This is a genomic window from Priestia sp. RMT2NF4 (assembly GCF_047872835.1).
Lineage (GTDB): Bacteria > Bacillota > Bacilli > Bacillales > Bacillaceae_H > Priestia > Priestia zanthoxyli.
Map to the genome: position 1 here is coordinate 564,526 of NZ_JBLQZO010000001.1, position 17,243 is coordinate 581,768.

Annotated in this window: 15 protein-coding genes; 11 read left to right on the forward strand and 4 right to left on the reverse strand. The window is 37.3% G+C overall.

All coding sequences use genetic code 11. The features are described from left to right. Window positions 1-20 precede the first annotated feature (20 nt). Window positions 21-1,256 carry a DUF6421 family protein gene (locus ACMX9J_RS02815; protein WP_165636063.1) on the forward strand — a complete coding sequence of 412 codons (1,236 nt, stop codon included), beginning with the start codon at window positions 21-23 and terminating at the stop codon, window positions 1,254-1,256. 15 nt (window positions 1,257-1,271) lie between these two features. Then, complete coding sequence (locus tag ACMX9J_RS02820; protein ID WP_176344055.1) at window positions 1,272-2,573, forward strand: valine--pyruvate transaminase; 1,302 nt, start codon at window positions 1,272-1,274, stop codon at window positions 2,571-2,573. A 163-nt stretch (window positions 2,574-2,736) separates the two neighbouring features. Here ACMX9J_RS02820 and ACMX9J_RS02825 read toward each other — a convergent pair whose 3' ends face one another. Further along, entirely contained in the window at window positions 2,737-3,129 is a 393-nt protein-coding gene (locus tag ACMX9J_RS02825) for a (2Fe-2S) ferredoxin domain-containing protein (protein WP_337050637.1), read from the reverse strand. 91 nt (window positions 3,130-3,220) lie between these two features. Beyond that, the gene (gene rpsN / locus ACMX9J_RS02830) at window positions 3,221-3,490 is read right to left on the reverse strand and encodes a 30S ribosomal protein S14 (RefSeq protein WP_034266209.1); all 270 of its coding nucleotides are present in this window, start codon (window positions 3,488-3,490) and stop codon (window positions 3,221-3,223) included. Between the two features lie 266 nt (window positions 3,491-3,756). Between rpsN and ACMX9J_RS02835 the strand changes: the two genes are divergently transcribed. The 4 genes from ACMX9J_RS02835 (at window position 3,757) to thrS (ending at window position 8,629) form a co-directional block, all read left to right on the forward strand. Continuing rightward, window positions 3,757-4,215 (forward strand): cell wall hydrolase, encoded by a 459-nt coding sequence (locus ACMX9J_RS02835; RefSeq protein ID WP_033579000.1) that lies wholly within the window; start codon window positions 3,757-3,759, stop codon window positions 4,213-4,215. A gap of 142 nt (window positions 4,216-4,357) precedes the next feature. Next, a complete protein-coding gene (locus ACMX9J_RS02840) occupies window positions 4,358-4,558 on the forward strand; it encodes a hypothetical protein (RefSeq protein WP_034266212.1) in 201 nt (66 codons plus the stop codon). A gap of 164 nt (window positions 4,559-4,722) precedes the next feature. Then, window positions 4,723-6,465: a sulfatase-like hydrolase/transferase gene (locus ACMX9J_RS02845; RefSeq protein WP_416225391.1), complete on the forward strand. Its 1,743-nt coding sequence runs from the start codon at window positions 4,723-4,725 to the stop codon at window positions 6,463-6,465. A gap of 946 nt (window positions 6,466-7,411) precedes the next feature. Beyond that, a complete protein-coding gene (gene thrS / locus ACMX9J_RS02850) occupies window positions 7,412-8,629 on the forward strand; it encodes a threonine--tRNA ligase (protein ID WP_033579003.1) in 1,218 nt (405 codons plus the stop codon). A gap of 171 nt (window positions 8,630-8,800) precedes the next feature. Here thrS and ACMX9J_RS02855 read toward each other — a convergent pair whose 3' ends face one another. Continuing rightward, window positions 8,801-9,004: a hypothetical protein gene (locus tag ACMX9J_RS02855; protein ID WP_416225392.1), complete on the reverse strand. Its 204-nt coding sequence runs from the start codon at window positions 9,002-9,004 to the stop codon at window positions 8,801-8,803. 388 nt (window positions 9,005-9,392) lie between these two features. Here ACMX9J_RS02855 and ACMX9J_RS02860 point away from each other — a divergent pair, with 388 nt between their 5' ends. Continuing rightward, window positions 9,393-10,793 (forward strand): amino acid permease, encoded by a 1,401-nt coding sequence (locus tag ACMX9J_RS02860; RefSeq protein WP_048020877.1) that lies wholly within the window; start codon window positions 9,393-9,395, stop codon window positions 10,791-10,793. 67 nt (window positions 10,794-10,860) lie between these two features. Here the strand turns inward: ACMX9J_RS02860 and ACMX9J_RS02865 are convergent, their stop codons facing one another. After that, window positions 10,861-12,069: an MFS transporter gene (locus tag ACMX9J_RS02865; protein ID WP_325075438.1), complete on the reverse strand. Its 1,209-nt coding sequence runs from the start codon at window positions 12,067-12,069 to the stop codon at window positions 10,861-10,863. Between the two features lie 255 nt (window positions 12,070-12,324). Here ACMX9J_RS02865 and ACMX9J_RS02870 point away from each other — a divergent pair, with 255 nt between their 5' ends. From ACMX9J_RS02870 to ACMX9J_RS02885, 4 genes are all read left to right on the forward strand, one after another. Beyond that, window positions 12,325-12,786: a MarR family winged helix-turn-helix transcriptional regulator gene (locus ACMX9J_RS02870; RefSeq protein WP_033579007.1), complete on the forward strand. Its 462-nt coding sequence runs from the start codon at window positions 12,325-12,327 to the stop codon at window positions 12,784-12,786. After that, window positions 12,783-15,449 carry an MMPL family transporter gene (locus tag ACMX9J_RS02875; RefSeq protein WP_416225393.1) on the forward strand — a complete coding sequence of 889 codons (2,667 nt, stop codon included), beginning with the start codon at window positions 12,783-12,785 and terminating at the stop codon, window positions 15,447-15,449. Before ACMX9J_RS02870 ends, ACMX9J_RS02875 begins: the two co-directional genes overlap by 4 nt. Before the next feature lie 236 nt (window positions 15,450-15,685). Then, a complete protein-coding gene (locus ACMX9J_RS02880; protein WP_165573448.1) occupies window positions 15,686-15,850 on the forward strand; it encodes a hypothetical protein in 165 nt (54 codons plus the stop codon). 200 nt (window positions 15,851-16,050) lie between these two features. Continuing rightward, entirely contained in the window at window positions 16,051-17,070 is a 1,020-nt protein-coding gene (locus tag ACMX9J_RS02885; protein ID WP_034266230.1) for an STAS domain-containing protein, read from the forward strand. The last annotated feature ends 173 nt before the right edge of the window (window positions 17,071-17,243 follow it).

Sequence of the window (17,243 nt, forward strand, 5' to 3'; positions counted from 1 at the left end):
AAAAAAGGAGGGTTTTAATCATGTTAACAAAAAATCACACTCAAAGTTTAGTGGAGTTATTAAACGGTAAAATAGTACCTGCTCTATATGAGATAAGAAAATATCAGGGCCCAAATGGAGAGGTCAAAAGAAATTACGAAAAAGCTAGAGAGCTCTTATTAAAAGTAGTTGCTGAAACTGAAACAATATATAACTCTTTAAATTTACCTGAAGTGTGGCATGCATTAAAAAATGACGTATGTGATTGGATTGAAAGAGGACTCGATCAGTCTCCTTACTTTGATCAAACGTTAATTGCCTATAGCCCGCCTACAAACAGGGAAGCGACGTTCTTTTTAGGACCGATTGTAACGCCTAATGGCCCTACAAAAAGAGGATTTTATTTAGAAGCCTTTATCGCTGTTCGCGATGAACCTGAAATCATGAAATCCATCGAAGCAGACCTTCCTCATCCTAAAAATGGATGTGAATCTTTAAAGCTGTTGGCTGGTACTCAAGGATTTATGGAAGGAAAGTGTATTGTATTTTTCCCTGAGAATGTAAAAACAAAAGAAAAGGTAACAAGTCAAAACTTCGCGATATTTTTCTTTAATAAATTTCACAGCATATACAATGAGGATACATTAAAAAGAGCGTCTTCTATCTTTCCTGATTTTAACTTTAAATCTCATACTATGAATAGAGAAGACACTTATCAGGCAAGGGTAATCTGGGGATATCTGCATGATTATTACCATCACTGCGGAAATAAACCTTTTGACCAACATATACAGGCGAAAATGAATTTTTTTGCAGGCATACTAGAAGAAGTTAAAGTAGATTGCCAGACGGTGCTGACTCTTCATAAAAGAAAATATCCTTTTTGGGAAGAGATAACGGAATTTGTTCTCTTTGAACGCCTTTTAAGGTATCCTAGTCAGCATAATGCACCTCGAAACTTTGATTCTGGAACAGGTTTTTTTCTTTTTAGCTGGCTAGTTACAAATGGGCGTTCAATTTCCCGAAAAGAAGACCATGCTTATTTAGATTTAGACATGTGTTTGAAGGAACTAGACCTTTTAGTAAAAGAAATTGAACAACTTGAAACAATTCAAAGTGACTCTGGCTATAAAGAAAAAGCTGAACATTATGTTCGAAAATACTTATTACCTAGTGAGAACGATGATAAATTTATTATCCCGGACAATTACTTTATTAATCAGCAAAATAAAAAGATTGAAGTTCCATACTTACTATTCGATGACCATAATCTTTAAGGAGAAGGTGGACTAGTGACTGCTTTGCATTTGAGTAAAATAGGAAACAAAATGACTAATAAAGTAGGCGTTCGCGCGATTATGCATGACATCCAAGAAGTGCTCAATTCCGATCTCAATCAATATGTGAATTTAAGTGCTGGCAACCCCGCCATCCTCCCTCAAGTTTATGAAATGTGGGAAGAAGCTTTAAGAGATATTGTGAACGACAAACAATTAAAAAATTTGATTAGCCAATATGGTTCTAGCTACGGTACGCATGAATTAATTGATTGCATAAGAGAATATTTCTTTACGAATTATCGTATTAAACTGGACAGAGAACAAGTCTTGATTACGTCGGGAAGTCAAAATCTCTTTTTTTTAGCTTTAAATTCGTTTTGCGGTACAAGTAAAGAAGGAAGAGTAAAAAAAGCATTAATACCTATGCTGCCAGATTACGCTGGGTATAGTGGAGTCGCACTCGAGGAAGGTGTAATAGAAGGAATTCCTCCTATCCTTTCAAAGCTTGATCATCATACGTTTCGTTATGAATTTAACAAACAGGCATTCAAAGATAAAATAGCACAGGACCCAGATATCGGAGCTGTCGTATTATCAAGACCTAATAATCCAAGCGGCAACATCCTTTCCGAAGAAGCCGTACAGTTTATATCCCAAGTTTGCAAGGACTATCACATTCCATTGCTAATTGATTCAGCGTACGCACCTCCTTTTCCGGCTATGAACTTTGTTGAAATGAATCCAATTATACATGGCAACATCATTCACTGCATGAGTCTTTCTAAAGCCGGCTTGCCTGGAGAGAGGATAGGGATTGCTATAGGGAAAAGTGACTTTATAAAAGTAATGGAAGCTTTTCAATCAAATATCTTGATTCACTCTTCTAGGCTAGGTCAACGAATGGTGGTTAACACCTTGAAGAGCGGAAAGTTAGCTGGAATTTCAGCTAACTATATAAGAACTCATTATAAACAAAAACATGACTATTTAAAAAACCTTTTAACTACACATATGCCGGATGATATTCCTTGGTATTTGCACAAAGCGGAAGGTTCGTTATTTGGTTGGCTTTGGTTGGAAGGTTTGCCTTTCAGTGATAACGATCTATACAATAAATTAAAAGCAGAAAACTTGATTGTAGTACCAGGCGGATCATTCTTTCACGGCAGCCAATCTTCTCCTCACAACCGGGAGTGCATTCGTATAAGTCTTACCGCTACAGATGAGGAGTTAAAAAAAGGAATCCACATTCTTTCATCAGTAGTTAAGAAAATATACAGTTCAGATCTTATATGTGAAACAGAAAAAATCTAATTTCTTAAAGGTTTAGAGGTAAAAAAAGCCGTCCCGGTTGCTAGGGGCGGCTTTTTTGTTTAGATTAAGCAATAGACACATTAGAGAAAACAAACAGACATTTTTAATGATGTTTCTCTTTTAGTTGGTTACCTTTATAAGACCATGGTTTCACTGTTGTGAATTAAAGTTTTTTAGATACTTTGATGACTATTTCTTTTTGTTTTGAGATACCTTTAACAGTACCTTCTGTTCGCTGGAAACCTTCTCCGCAAAAAGTATGACTTGTTTTTTGGACAAAAAGTTGATCTGTCTTTAAAGAGTTAATAAGCTCTTGTGCATCATCAGGTTTCATATCTTTATACCAAATACCGTCTGGGTAGGAAATGACGACGCATTTATCATGGCATCTTCCGTTACATCGAGTACGAGTGGTGTGTATGTATTCGTCCAGTTCTTGATTAGCTATCTCGCTTCGAATCGCTTGTGTAACTTCTTCGGCACCAGCTCGATTGCAGCTGCTTCCATTGCAAATGAGAACGTGATGTTTCGTTTTATCTAAGTTCCATGTAGCCATGTTAATCCCTCCTATTAAAAGTAACGATTACGATTTATAACGTATACTAATTCCTTTTTTAGCAAAGAGGGCTTTTTACCTCATTAGAATTTTACCAGCTTGATTTTTTCACTCCAGGAAGCTGTCCCTTGTGAGCGAGTTCTCTAAATGCAATTCGCGAAAGCTTAAATTTACGTAAATATCCACGAGGTCTTCCCGTTACTTCACAGCGATTATGCAAGCGAGTAGAAGAAGAGTCTCTAGGAAGCTTTCGTAGTTCATTATAATTTCCTTCTTCCTTTAACTGTTTTCTTAACTTAGCATATTTTTCGACAAGTGCTTGTCGTTGCTTTTCTTTTGCTATTTTTGATTTTTTAGCCAAATAATCAATCCTTTATTAAATATTAAAGTCCTTCTTTCAAATCGTAATCATTACTATTTATATTGTTATATCATAAATGACTAAAGAATGAAATGCAAGCCATATTTAATGAGTAAAGTTATATTTTTATATGCTGAAAAATAGTTAAAAAAATACGAGAATATACAATTTCTTTTGGAACTGGATAATTTTTTGCAATGAAAGACTCCTATATTTCTGCTAGCATATGAACCACGTCAAGAAATAGCAAGGAGGCTTTTATTTTTATGATGAAAAAACTAGTAATTGCTATCGCAATGCTTATCCCGAGTTTTGGTGCAGGTTACTCAGCATTTGCTGCAGCACCCGCTCATGAACAGCACATTCAAGTAAATAAAAATGATAAAGAACTATTAGCTCGTCTTGTATCAGCTGAAGCCAAAGGAGAGCCGTACGCAGGCAAAGTAGCCGTGGCAACAGTTGTATTAAATAGAGTCGACAGCAGCAAATTCCCTGACACTGTAAAAGGCGTTATTTATCAAAAAGGTCAGTACAGCCCAGTCAGCAACGGTCAAATTAATAAACCTGCAGACAAAGGTTCAAAAAAAGCTGTAGAAGAAGCAATTAACTTCCAAGGTCAAGGAAAAGGTTCCTTATTCTTCTTTAATCCTGATAAAACGGGAGATCAATGGCTGCGCCAAAAGCAAGAAACAATTAAAATAGGGCATCATGTATTTGCAAAATAATAAAAAAGCTAATGGCTAGCTACGTGCTGTCATTAGCTTTTTTAGTTATGTACATAGCATAAACAGTAGAACAACCTTCGAAATTAGAATTTTATGGTAAAATAAAAGAAGTCATTCGTAATTAAAAATATGAGGTGATAACTTGAAAGAGAATATGATGTTTGCTTGGATAGCTTCATGGTTAGCTCTTGTTGGTCAGCTCATTTTTTTTATGGGAGTAGCGCTTGTTACAGGGGATTGGCGCTACATGATGTGGAGTTTTATGATAAGCATAATTGTAGGTATACCTAGTATAATGGGTACCTATAAACGAAATCAGCAGCTAAAAGCATACAAAAAATAAGGAATATCGTATTGAAACGCGTTATGAAAGACTTAGAGAAATCCTCTAAGTCTTTTTTTGTTTGGGTATAAAAAGACATGAACCGTACTCCGTTCTTCTAAAAAAAGTACTTTTTACATAGTTTATCAATACAGAACATTTGATAAACACGCGGAGGAGTAAACATGAAGGAGCAGCCTAATTTTTTGTTGATTATGGTGGACGAAGAACGATTTCCACCCGTATATGAAAGTAAAGAAGTAAAAAAGTGGCGAAAAAAACATTTAAAAGCACATGAATTTTTAAAACAGCATGGAATGGGGTTTACTCGTCACTACGTCGGTTCTACAGCCTGTTCACCGAGTCGAGCTACATTGTTTACAGGGCAGTACCCTTCCTTGCACGGAGTGACCCAAACGCAAGGTATCGCAAAGAAGTCACAAGATCCTGATATGTTTTGGCTGCAGCCTAATACCGTCCCAACGATGGGAGATTATTTTAAGCAGGCTGGGTATCAAACCTTTTATAAAGGAAAATGGCATATTTCTGATGAGAACATCTTAATTCCAGGAACACATAACGTTTTTTCTAGCTACGAGATGCAAACAGGAATACCGGATCCAGAAAAAGAGCGCCTCTATCAACGGGCTAATAAGCTTGAAAAGTTTGGTTTTTCAGGGTGGATTGGTCCAGAGCCGGAAGGGAGAAACCCGCACAATTCTGGTTCATCTGCGGCCATTGGAGTGAGTGGACGAGACGAAATATATGCAGAGGAAATCATAGAGCTTATTCAACGATTAGAATATCAAAAGACTGCGCAGCCTTGGCTCATGGTAGCTTCGTTTGTGAACCCGCATGACATTGCGCTGTTCGGAGCGATCACCAAACACCTTGCTATGTTTCAGTTTTCTATTGATGAGACAATTCCGAACATCGAGCCGCCACCTACTATTAGAGAATCTTTACAAACGAAGCCTAGCGCTCAAAGCAGCTATAAATACATCTACCCAAAAGCGCTGCAGCCGACGCCAAATTCTAATTTCTACCGGCGCTTATATTATCAGCTTCAAAAAAATGTTGATAAACAAATTTTGAAAGTCCTTCGGACTATAGAACAATCTTCGTTCTATGACAATACCATTATTATTTTCACGTCGGATCACGGTGATTTGCTTGGGGCTCACGGAGGACTACATCAAAAATGGTACAACATGTATGAAGAGTCGATTCACGTGCCGCTTCTCATTCATAACAAGCATTTGTTTCCTAGTTATCAACGTACAGACTTGCTGACTAGTCATGTTGACTTGATCCCGACAATGCTTAGCTTGGCTAATATCGATGTTTCCGCTGTTCAAAAGCAATTGCAAAAAAGTCATACGGAAGTACATCCATTTGTTGGGCGAGACCTCTCAGGAACGTTGCGAGGAGAAACATCGCTCCATCAAGAAAAAGCACCGATTTTCTTTATGACGGATGATGACCCGACAAAAGGACTTCACCAAACAAATTTTTTAGGAGAAAGCTATCCGTCAGTCGTTCAGCCTAATCACATTCAAGCGGTCATTGTCGAGTTTCAATCAGCCGCAGGAAAGGAAATCTGGAAATACGCTCGATACCATGATAATCCGCAATTTCGGTCAGCACCTAACGAAAAAGATGAAGTCATCCACCGAGAGCAATATGAAAGTTACCCGGTAGATCTTACTAACCTTAAAGAAACATCGGTTCCGGATCAAATTGAAATGTACAATTTGACCAAGGATCCGTTAGAAACAGTAAATTTGGCTTACCCGTATTTTTCAACAAATGAAACAAGGAAAATTCAGCGGCAGCTTGATGTTATTCTTAAAGAACAACTCAGGAAAAAACGGATTTTTCCGCAAAGTGGAAGCATGTACCAGGAGCTTCCGTCTAAAGATAGATAAAAATAGTTTCGACGAGTTCAAGCCAAATATTGGTGTAAGTAGAAAAAGGTATATTTAATATTTTAGTATATAAATAAAAAAACTGATGATACTTGTGCTATGTTACTTATTCTGATTTGAGCAGTACTGGATTTTAATTCGTTAATAATACTTAGATAAAGCAAATAAATGCTTGTAATATCTTTCTTTTTTGCCTTTATTTTTACACAATAAAGGTAAAAACAAAATAAAATGCAGGTGTTAATATTATAATAAAAAACTTTTTAAGCCCATATATTCTTAAGTAACTTTTTGGGAATTTAAGCATAAATTAATTCTATAATATTAAAAAATAAAAATTATTTCTTGACTTCTGTAAAATTTATACACTATAATCACTTTTAACAACTAACAAACATTATTTGGCAACGAAAAGGACATGAATTAGGTGCTGTTTTCTTCGCAGAGAATAGGGTCAGCGGCTGGGAGCCCTTAAGAAATCATCTAATTTACCACCTTAGAGCTATTGCAGGGAATGTGCATAACTGAAACTGCAATCGGTAAAACCGTTATCTTTTTTGAGCGTAAAATGCGTACAGGTATTTTACGGAATTAGGGTGGTACCACGACCGCATTCGTCCCTTCACTAGGGATGAGTGCGGTTTTTTATGTAGAAAAAATGAATATACAAGCATTGAAAAGGACATGAATCATTTTTGGATTTTCTTTACAGAGAGTAGGGTCACTGGCTGAGAACCCTTAGAAAACGAAATGAATTTACCACCTTGGAGCTGCGGCGGGGAATGTGTATACACTGAAACTGCAACCGGTAAAACCGTTATCTTTTTAAGCGTAAAATGCATACAGGTATTTTACGGAATTAGGGTGGTACCACGGCCGCATTCGTCCCTTTACTAGGGATGAGTGCGGTTTTTTTGTTGAATAAAAACATATTGGAGGAATGAACATGTCAAAACAAATGGAAGCAGAAAAACGAAATCATCAAAAATTAGGTCAAGAACTGGAGCTGTTTATGTCGATGGAAGAAGCTCCTGGTATGCCGTTTTTCTTACCTAACGGAATGATTGTTCGAAATGAGTTAGAAAACTACTGGAAACAAAAGCATTACAAAGCAGGCTATCAAGAGATAAAAACTCCCATCATGATGAAACAGGAGCTATGGGAACAATCAGGGCATTGGGAGCACTATCATGAAAATATGTATTTTTCAAATGTTGACAAACAAAACTATGCGATTAAACCGATGAATTGTCCGGGAGCCATTTTATTGTTTAACAGCAAGCGAAGAAGCTATCGAGAACTTCCGATTCGATACGCAGAACTTGGATTGGTTCACCGTCACGAGCTTTCGGGCTCTTTAAACGGACTGCTAAGAGTCCGGTCATTCACACAGGACGATGCGCATTTATTCGTAGAACTTAATCAGATTGAAGCTGAGATTAGCCGCATTCTAGCGTTTATCCATGACTTTTATTCACATTTTGGCTTTGATTACAAAGTGGAACTATCCACACGTCCTGAAAAATTTATGGGAGATATTGAAACATGGAATCAAGCGGAAAAGTCGCTTCAATCTGTGCTAAATGAAAAAGGATTAGACTACCAGGTGAATGAAGGAGACGGGGCTTTTTACGGGCCGAAAATCGATTTTCATATTTTAGACTCTTTAGGCCGCAGCTGGCAGTGCGGAACAGTTCAGCTTGATTTCTTAATGCCAGAGAAGTTTGACTGTATGTATATTGGAGAAGACAATAAACCGCATCGTCCTGTAATGATTCACCGCGCTATATACGGTTCCGTTGAACGTTTTATGGCCATCTTGATTGAACATTATGAAGGTCAATTTCCTCTTTGGTTAGCTCCAGTTCAATTTAAGCTTTTGCCTATTGCACCGCCGCATGTGGAATATGCGTACAAGGTGAAACACGAGCTGGAGTCACAAGGGTATCGTGTTGAAGTGGATGATCGTATTGAAAAAATAGGTCTGAAAATTAGAGAAGCCGAAATGCTCAAAGTTCCTTATATGGCCGTAATAGGAGATAAAGAAGTAGAAAATAAATCGCTTGCTATGCGAAAGCATGGGAAGAAAAACATTGGAACAGTAAGTGTTGAAGAGGCAGCTGTACACTTGAATAAAGAAATGGATTCAAACAGAGTTTATTGAAGCCATTTACCTTGCTAAATAGAAAAATCCGATTTTTTAAGTCGGATAGTGATTCCCTTCATCTTGTCTTACATCAAAATGAAGGGAATATTGAACTAGAAGGGTATAAGATAATATATATCAGCAGTATAACTTTTGCCTTAGACAAACGCCGGTATTTTATAAAAAAAATTATCTTGTTCCATTCGAATCGTTTGTACGGGGGGAAGCTGAATCTTCATTTGACAATTTGTTCATAGGTTGCTGACCTCGCTTCTTTTTAGAAGGAGAATAAAAAAGAAATTTAAACATAAAGCACACTCCTAATGCTAATAAAATACAGCCAATAAGTAAGTTAAGCATCTCTCTCCGCCCTTCATACACTTCAGTTTTCATCATTATAACACCCGTTAAGGTAAAACATTCATCGTTCTGTAAATAATCCCTATGTCAGGAATTTATATTTGAAGATAGGCAGCGAAAAAACTATCTGAAAATGAACCGATTTATTTTTTAGAATATTAATTTTATTCAAACTTATTATACATAATCACAATGATGATTTCTTTATTTAGTTGATAAAGCCAAAATAGAGAGAGATTAAGAAATCGCTTACAAAAACTCTTGAAATATATATAATGATATTAGTATACTAATAGACAAGTTAGTAATTATTTCTATATAATTACTTCTGTATCTGAAGTAAAAACGCGTAGTCAAATAGGAAAAGACGTCATTTTTAAGTTTTTTAATGGATGAGTGGCAACAGAGAGGAGAGAGTGCAATGGGAAAACTATTTAAAAAGAAGTCAATCGAGCAATTATTAGAACAAAGTCAAAACAAATCTCTAGTCAAAACATTAGGGGCATTCGATTTGACTCTTCTTGGTATTGGAGCCGTAATAGGAACGGGGGTTTTAGTTTTAACAGGCTTAGTAGCTGCTAACGATGCGGGGCCAGCCGTTATTTTTTCTTTTATACTGGCTTCTATTGTATGCGGTTTTGCAGCGCTGTGCTATGCGGAATTTGCTTCAACTATACCTGTATCTGGGAGCGTTTACACCTATACATATGCAACCATCGGCGAAGTGGTAGCACACTTAATGGGATGGACATTGCTTTCCGTCTATTTATTAACGATGTCAGCAGTAGCAAATGGATGGTCTTCTTATTTTAATAATTTTTTAGAAGGCTTTGGTTTTTCACTCCCAAAAGAATTGATTACGATCCCTGCAAATGGAGGCCTGGTGAACCTTCCTGCTATTTGTATTACCCTTCTTATTACATGGCTGCTTTCAAGGGGAACTAAAGAAAGTAAAAAAGTGAATAATTTTATGGTACTTGTTAAATTATTTATTATCCTTCTCTTTATTATTGTAGGGGCTTTTTATGTGAAGCCGTCTAATTGGACTCCTTTTATGCCTTATGGAATTGAAGGGGTTGTGACAGGGGGAGCGGCCGTATTTTTTGCTTTCTTAGGTTTTGATGCTTTATCTACATCAGCAGAAGAAGTAAAGAACCCGCAGCGCAATTTGCCAATTGGAATTATTAGTTCACTCGTGATCTGCACGATTATTTATGTAGCGGTATGCCTTGTTATGACAGGGGTTGTTTCTTACAAGGAACTGAATGTTCCAGAAGCAATGGCCTATGTTCTTCATTCAGTAGGACAAAATGCAGTGGCAGGAGTTATTGCTGCAGGAGCTGTCATTGGGATTATGGCTGTTATTTTCGCCTACATTTATGCAGCAACACGAATTTTATTCTCAATGAGCCGCGACGGCTTGCTACCAAAAGCATTTGCTAAAACAAATGAGAAAACGGGAGTTCCGACTCTCTCCACTTGGCTAGTAGGAATTATCGGAGCGTTAATTTCAGGATTTATCGATTTAAAAGAACTTGCCAATTTAGCAAATATCGGAGCCCTTTTAACTTTCGGTATGGTGGGCGTCAGCATTATCATCTTACGCAAAACGCACCCAACTTTAAAACGTGGATTTACAATGCCGTTTGTCCCGGTTTTACCAATTTTATCTGTATTATCTTGTTTATTTTTAATGATTAATCTTCCTAAAACAACATGGCTATATTTTAGCATATGGATTGTGCTTGGTATATTTGTATATATAGGTTATTCTCGTAAACACAGTCGATTAACAAGTAAAGAAATGAAAAAAGCGAGTTAGAAGCAAAAAAAGAGTCTTTCATCCAAGAAAGGCTCTTTTTTTTGCTTTTTGTTCAGTTGTTAGACAGTTAGGACGATTGTTCACTATGTTTTTTGCGTGTTTCCACAATAAACAGACAAGTGCTAATAACAAAAGCCGTTCCTACAAAAATGGCGCCAACCCAAGGAAGTGAAGTAAGTCCCATATGGTTAATAATTACGCCTCCGAAAAAGGCGCCAAAAGCATTTCCTAAGTTAGCAAATGAGTGATTCGAAGTAGAAGCTAAAGCAGGTGCTTCCTGTGCTAAGTTCATAATTTTCACTTGAATACCAGGCATTACAGCAAATGCTGCTGCTCCCCAGAAAAACAGCGTGATAATCGCTGCTGCTGGGCTTTTGACAGTAAACGTAAAAATAGTCAGCACAATACAAAGAAAAGCAAAGATACCTACAACCGAAGGCATTAACTTCCAATCTGCAAGCTTTCCTCCAACAACATTTCCAAGCGTAACGCCGCATCCGTACAATACAAGTATCCACGTAACGCTGTGTTCACTTACTCCCGTAACGTCTTCAAGAAGCGGTGTAATGTACGTAAATACAGTAAATAAGCTACCGCACCCTATTGCACTTAAAAGAAGCATCACAAGAAGTTTTGGTTGGCTAAAAGCAGCAAACTGCTGTTTTAGACCCGTTAATTTTTCTTGACCAAGCTTTGGGATAAACAGAATAATACCGATAAATGCAATGATTCCCATAATGGTAATAGCCCCAAACGAAGCTCTCCAACCTAAGTGTTGGCCAATAAATGTTCCTACAGGAACGCCGATGATATTTGCAATGGTTAAACCTGCCATCATCGTTGCAACAGCACTTGCTCGCTTATGCGGTTGTACGAGCCGTGAAGCAATAACAGCGCCTACTCCAAAGAAAGTACCGTGACATAACGCCGTAACTAAACGAGCTCCCATCAAAATTCCATAGTTAGGTGCAATAATAGCAATCGCATTTCCGAGAATAAATAAAAGCATGAGTAAACAAAGCAGAAGCTTTTGAGGAAGTCGATGAGTAAAAATGGTTAAAATTGGCGCGCCAATCGCTACTCCTAAAGCATAGCTCGTAATTAGCTGACCAGCAGTCGAAATGCTAACATGAAGGTCTTCTGCAACGTTAGGCAGTATCCCCATAATAACGAATTCCGTCATTCCAATAGCAAAAGCTCCAAGAGTCAACGAGATAAGAGCAATTGGAAAGGAATCCTTCTTACTGACCTGCTCATTAGTATGCATTGTATCCATGTGTGATCACCCTTTCTGTGTATAAAATTTATATCTCCTTGAAAAGAAGTCAATTACTAATAATACTTAAGTGATTGAGCTTTGACAACCAAAAAAGTTGATGTAAGCGGTATCTTTTGGGATTCCGTTTATCTTTATCATATATGAAGACAGTCCGACATAAATTTATTGACAGAATAAAGTTTAGTCCTATAAACTATTTTTAAAGTTGAATAGTTTATACCTATAAACTAAATGAGCAAAGGAGGGAAAGAAGTGACGAAAAGCAAGTTATATCAAGCTGTAGAACTTTTTGAAGAAGTGCTGTTTGTAGGAACAGAAGTCATTCACAGAGAGCTGAGCCATAACCTCTTCGAACATGTCTCAAGGCAGCAGTTTGATTTGTTAAACAGTTTGATGATTAAAGGCCCGTCTTCACCTGGCAGTCTCGCTGTCTTGCAAGGTGTTCATAAAAGTGCCATTTCGAATCGAATTAAAAAACTGCTCGAAAAAGGGCTTGTGGAGTGGGACACTAATGAACTAGAGAGCGATAAACGTTCTAAGCTTATTAAGATTACGGCTGAAGGAGAAAAGGTAATACATGACGGAAATGCCGCGTGTTTTAGTATCATTGAGAATTTGTTTGATGATGTAGAAGAAGAAAAAATAGATACATTCATTGAAATTCTTACAATGGCAAAAGAAAAGTTAACTATAAAAGGGGAAAGCAAAAAATGAAATTTATTGTGAAATTTAAATGGGTGATTGCGGCCTTTATTTTAGCTTTAACGGTCATATTGATGCTAACGGCACCCAATTTAACAAAGCTCGCAAGTGAAAAAGGACAGTCTCAGCTTCCTGATGATGCCGTTTCATCTAGGGCCAGCCAAATTCTCAAAAATGCCGGGGAAGACAGTAACACCATCAGCATGGTGATTAAGCTAGATAACGCATTAGATAAAGATAGTGAGAAACAGATACAGAAAATCATTGATAAGACAGAGAAAATTAAAGGTGTAAAAGATGTTACAACGCCTTTAACAGATGATCAAGATGTTCGTAACCAATTAATGTCTAAAGACAAAAAAACCGTTTTAGTTCCGGTTACTGTCAGTGGATCGGATGAAAAAGTTGAAAAAATAGCGAATCAGATTTATGACAGCGTGCCAAAAGACGTTACGGCATATGTAACAGGTGCATCTCTTATTAATCAGGATTTTGCACACAGTTCAGAAGAAGGGTTAAAGAAAACCGAGTTTATTACTATCTTCTTGATTTTAGGTTTGCTTCTACTCGTTTTCCGTTCAGTCGTGACGCCGTTTATTCCTATTTTAATTGTGGGAATCACATACTTAATCAGTCAATCGTTACTAGGTATTTTAGTTAAAAATGTCGATTTTCCAATCTCAACGTTCACGCAAACGTTCTTAGTAGCTATTTTGTTTGGAATAGGTACGGATTACTGCATTCTTTTACTTAACCGTTTCCGTGAAGAATTGGCTAACGGACATGATAAAGTAGAAGCCACGATCACGGCTTACCGTACAGCAGGAAGAACGTTATTCATCAGCGGAATTGCCGTATTTATTGGTTTTGCAGCCATCGGATTTGCCAAGTTTGCTATTTTCCAATCGGCCGTTGGCGTAGCAGTGGGAGTTGGTGTGCTGCTAGTGATTTTATTTACCTTGCTGCCACTTTTTATGGTTACGCTTGGAGAAAAATTATTTTGGCCGTCTAAAAAAGTGGCTTCTCATAGCGATAATAAGCTGTGGGGGTTTTTAGGAAGAAAGGCAGTAGCGCGACCGTTCGTATTTTTAGTCATTACAGCGATTATTACCGTGCCTTTTATTGTAACGTATGACTCAAAAGTATCGTTTGATTCTACTGCTGAAATAAGCAGTGATTATAAATCTATAAAAGGACTAAATGCTATCAGTGACGCACTGGGAGAAGGAAAAGCATTTCCTGTCAATGTTATTATTAAAGGAGATAAAGAGTTAACAAAGGCGGATGTTATTCCGTATTTAGGAAATATAAGCAAAGCAATTGAAAAAGTGGATCACGTGGATTCTGTTATGACGATCACACAGCCTACCGGAGAAAAGATTGATGATTTATATGTTAATTCACAGCTGGGCTCTGTATCAGACGGAATCAAAGATGCTGTTAAAGGAATCGGAGATGTACAAAAAGGATTAAGTGATATTGAAAAAGGGCTAAATCAAATAGCTGACCAAACGGGTTCTGCTTCTAAAGAATCTGGCGGGTCACTTGCACCTGCCGCAGACGGATTAGCTCAAGTTAATCAACAGCTGCAGCTTGTCAGCACTCAGCTCTCTACAACAGGAAATGTGCAGCAAGCGGTTCCTCAGCTTGCAGCACTCAGCAAACAGCTTACTACCATTCAAACCGGTCTTCAACAAGCAAATGAGAATCTTTCAGCTCAGCAAGGCCAAGTCGGAACCCTATCAGACAGTATCAATCAATTAGCAGAAGGTGTTGACAGTGCAAATGATGGGCTAACGAAAATCTCAGATGGCTTAACAAAAGCAACAGGTATGCTTGATAACATGAGTGACAGCTCAACAGTTAGAGATACGGGTATTTATCTTCCAACAGAAGTGATGAAAGATAAAGGGTTTAAACAATCCATCGACAACTATTCTTTTGCAGATGGAAAAGGAGTTAAGCTCAGCGTAGTGCTCAATCAAAATCCATATTCTGAAGAAGCCATTTCAACCGTAAAAAATATTGAAAAAGCGGTGGCAAGCGAAGTCGTTGATACGCCGTTTGAGCATACAGAAATTGTGTACGGAGGGGTATCGAGCTCAAATGCGGATTTAAAAGATTTATCTACAACGGATCTTTCACGCACAATGGTTATTATGATGATTGGATTGTTTATTGTTTTGACCATTTTATTCCGTTCAATGATCATGCCTGTATACATGATTGCTTCACTGTTGCTTACGTATTATACAGCAATGGGAATCTCAGAGCTTCTATTCGTGGATATAATGGGGAATGACGGAATCAGCTGGGCCGTGCCATTCTTTAGTTTTGTTATTTTAGTTGCTCTTGGAATTGACTATTCTATTTTCTTGTTAGACCGTTTTAACGAAGAAGTGAAAAGCGGCGTAGCAGAAGGCATGGTTACGTCTATGAGTAAGATGGGGTCGGTTATTATTACTGCCGCTATTATCCTAGCCGGAACGTTTGGGGCTATGATGCCATCAGGTGTATTAACGCTTGTTCATGTAGCAACAGTTGTTATCATCGGTCTTTTACTTTATGGTCTTGTTATTCTTCCGCTTCTTATGCCAGCGATTGTCGTGACGCTTGGAGAAGGAAACTGGTGGCCGTTTCTTCGAAAAAAAGAAAAATACAAAGTAGAAGAATAACTTATATATGCTGGATTTTATCACCAATCAGATATAACGTTAAGCATTAGATAGAGTAAAAATGAAGGATAGATGAGCGTCATGAGACTGCTTTATCTATCCTTTTTTTGTGCTATTAGAAAACTTGAGCATGATTAAAAGTAAACTTAAGCAGGCGCTGTGATAAATATACCGGGTCGAATAAAAGGCTTCCTACTAGGAAAACCTATAGTCAAAAACATGCGGAGGTCTTTTTAATGAAATTTGTAAATCTTTTAGCTAATCAGCGAGAAAAACGACGCGAACAAATGCGTGAAGCAGGCACATGTCCAGACTGCTTAGGGAAACGTTTTCACCATGTTGGGCTTTATTTTGTGCACGTTTATGAATGTCCGAGCTGTCAGGGGAATGAGGAAAACTAAATAATTCAGCCGAAAAGCTTCTTCATAAAATAGAAGCTTTTTTTATTTCACCACTATTACAAGCTCAGTAGGTTGAAAAGAATTGTTCCTTTAGAGCTAATAATGATAAGATTAAAAAAAGCAGCATCCAAGGTAATTCATACTCACTTTTACGTAAAAACCACTATAGTAGAGAGACTATATAAAAAGGAGGTTCCGGCATGGGTGAAAAAAAGAATATTGATATAGGTGGTCTTAGTTTTGCTTGGGATTTAGAAAAAGGAAAATTTAGCTTTGAAGGAGAAGATGCGATTCTTTTTTGGATTTCTTCGGCGATGAAAACATTGTTTGACACAATCGAAGAAATATCTGGAGAAGAGGCAGCTTCGGTAGTACTGGAAACTACTGGTTTTCGACAAGGATTAGTAGTAGGAGAGTACTTTCAAAACATGAAGGGCGTAACGGTTTTTGAAGCGGCTGAGTTAATTACAAATACATACGCTTCGGCTGGATGGGGAAAAACTACTATAAAATATTTAGATCCTGAAAGTAAAACTCTATCTGCTGAATTAAAAGACAGTTGGGAACATAAAATTAACGTGGCCCAAAAGAAAACAAAGGGAGGAAATTTTCTTCCGGCCCATTACGCAGGGATTTTTACAGGACTATTCGGAACAAACATTTGGTACAAGGTGATTCAACATCAAATAGAAGGGCATGAATGCACCACAGTAGAATACTTCCCTTCCAACATTGATATCACTCAAAATATTCATCAATTAGCGAGAAGAAAAGAAGCGCAGAAAATAGAACATTTGCAAAACATTGTAGCAGAAAAAACAGCAGAGTTAAAAGATCTTATTAAAAAGCTTTCTTCTCCTATTATTCCGGTTTTGGAAGGCATAGTTGTCGTTCCTTTGATTGGCAAGTACGACGAGGATCGAACGGAAGATTTGATTGTCAATACATTAAATAACCTCCCAAAACATCAGGCTAATTATCTTGTGCTGGATTTAACCGGATTGGATAAAGAACTTACTGAATATACGGCAAGTCTTATTGAAAAATTAGGTGCAGCAGCGTCCCTGATTGGTACGAAAACAATTTTAGTAGGAATTTCTGCTGACTTAGGCTTAGTTATATCAAAGACTCATATTGATTTATCAAAATATGATTGTTTTCAAACATTGCAGCACGGTATTCACTATGCATTGGCACAAAGCGGACGAAGCATCGTTTAAAAGATATATTTGAAATATAACAAAATGCACTCATTCAACATCATAACAAATTTCTTTATCAAAGAACGGAGATGTATTGAAGGATTTCATTTTTCGAAAGAAGAATTGACATGAAATCAAAAGGTGTTATATTATTTTTATATAAAACCTTTTGGTGTTATTTTTGGAAAAGG

Coding starts and splice junctions, on each gene's coding strand:
- thrS (WP_033579003.1), top strand. CDS start 7,412: ATGTCAAAACAAATGGAAGCAGAAAAACGAAATCATCAAAAATTAGGT.
- ACMX9J_RS02885 (WP_034266230.1), top strand. CDS start 16,051: ATGGGTGAAAAAAAGAATATTGATATAGGTGGTCTTAGTTTTGCTTGG.
- ACMX9J_RS02845 (WP_416225391.1), top strand. CDS start 4,723: ATGAAGGAGCAGCCTAATTTTTTGTTGATTATGGTGGACGAAGAACGA.
- ACMX9J_RS02825 (WP_337050637.1), bottom strand. CDS start 3,129: ATGGCTACATGGAACTTAGATAAAACGAAACATCACGTTCTCATTTGC.
- ACMX9J_RS02815 (WP_165636063.1), top strand. CDS start 21: ATGTTAACAAAAAATCACACTCAAAGTTTAGTGGAGTTATTAAACGGT.
- ACMX9J_RS02865 (WP_325075438.1), bottom strand. CDS start 12,069: ATGGATACAATGCATACTAATGAGCAGGTCAGTAAGAAGGATTCCTTT.
- ACMX9J_RS02875 (WP_416225393.1), top strand. CDS start 12,783: ATGAAATTTATTGTGAAATTTAAATGGGTGATTGCGGCCTTTATTTTA.
- ACMX9J_RS02880 (WP_165573448.1), top strand. CDS start 15,686: ATGAAATTTGTAAATCTTTTAGCTAATCAGCGAGAAAAACGACGCGAA.
- ACMX9J_RS02860 (WP_048020877.1), top strand. CDS start 9,393: ATGGGAAAACTATTTAAAAAGAAGTCAATCGAGCAATTATTAGAACAA.
- ACMX9J_RS02855 (WP_416225392.1), bottom strand. CDS start 9,004: ATGAAAACTGAAGTGTATGAAGGGCGGAGAGAGATGCTTAACTTACTT.
- ACMX9J_RS02835 (WP_033579000.1), top strand. CDS start 3,757: ATGATGAAAAAACTAGTAATTGCTATCGCAATGCTTATCCCGAGTTTT.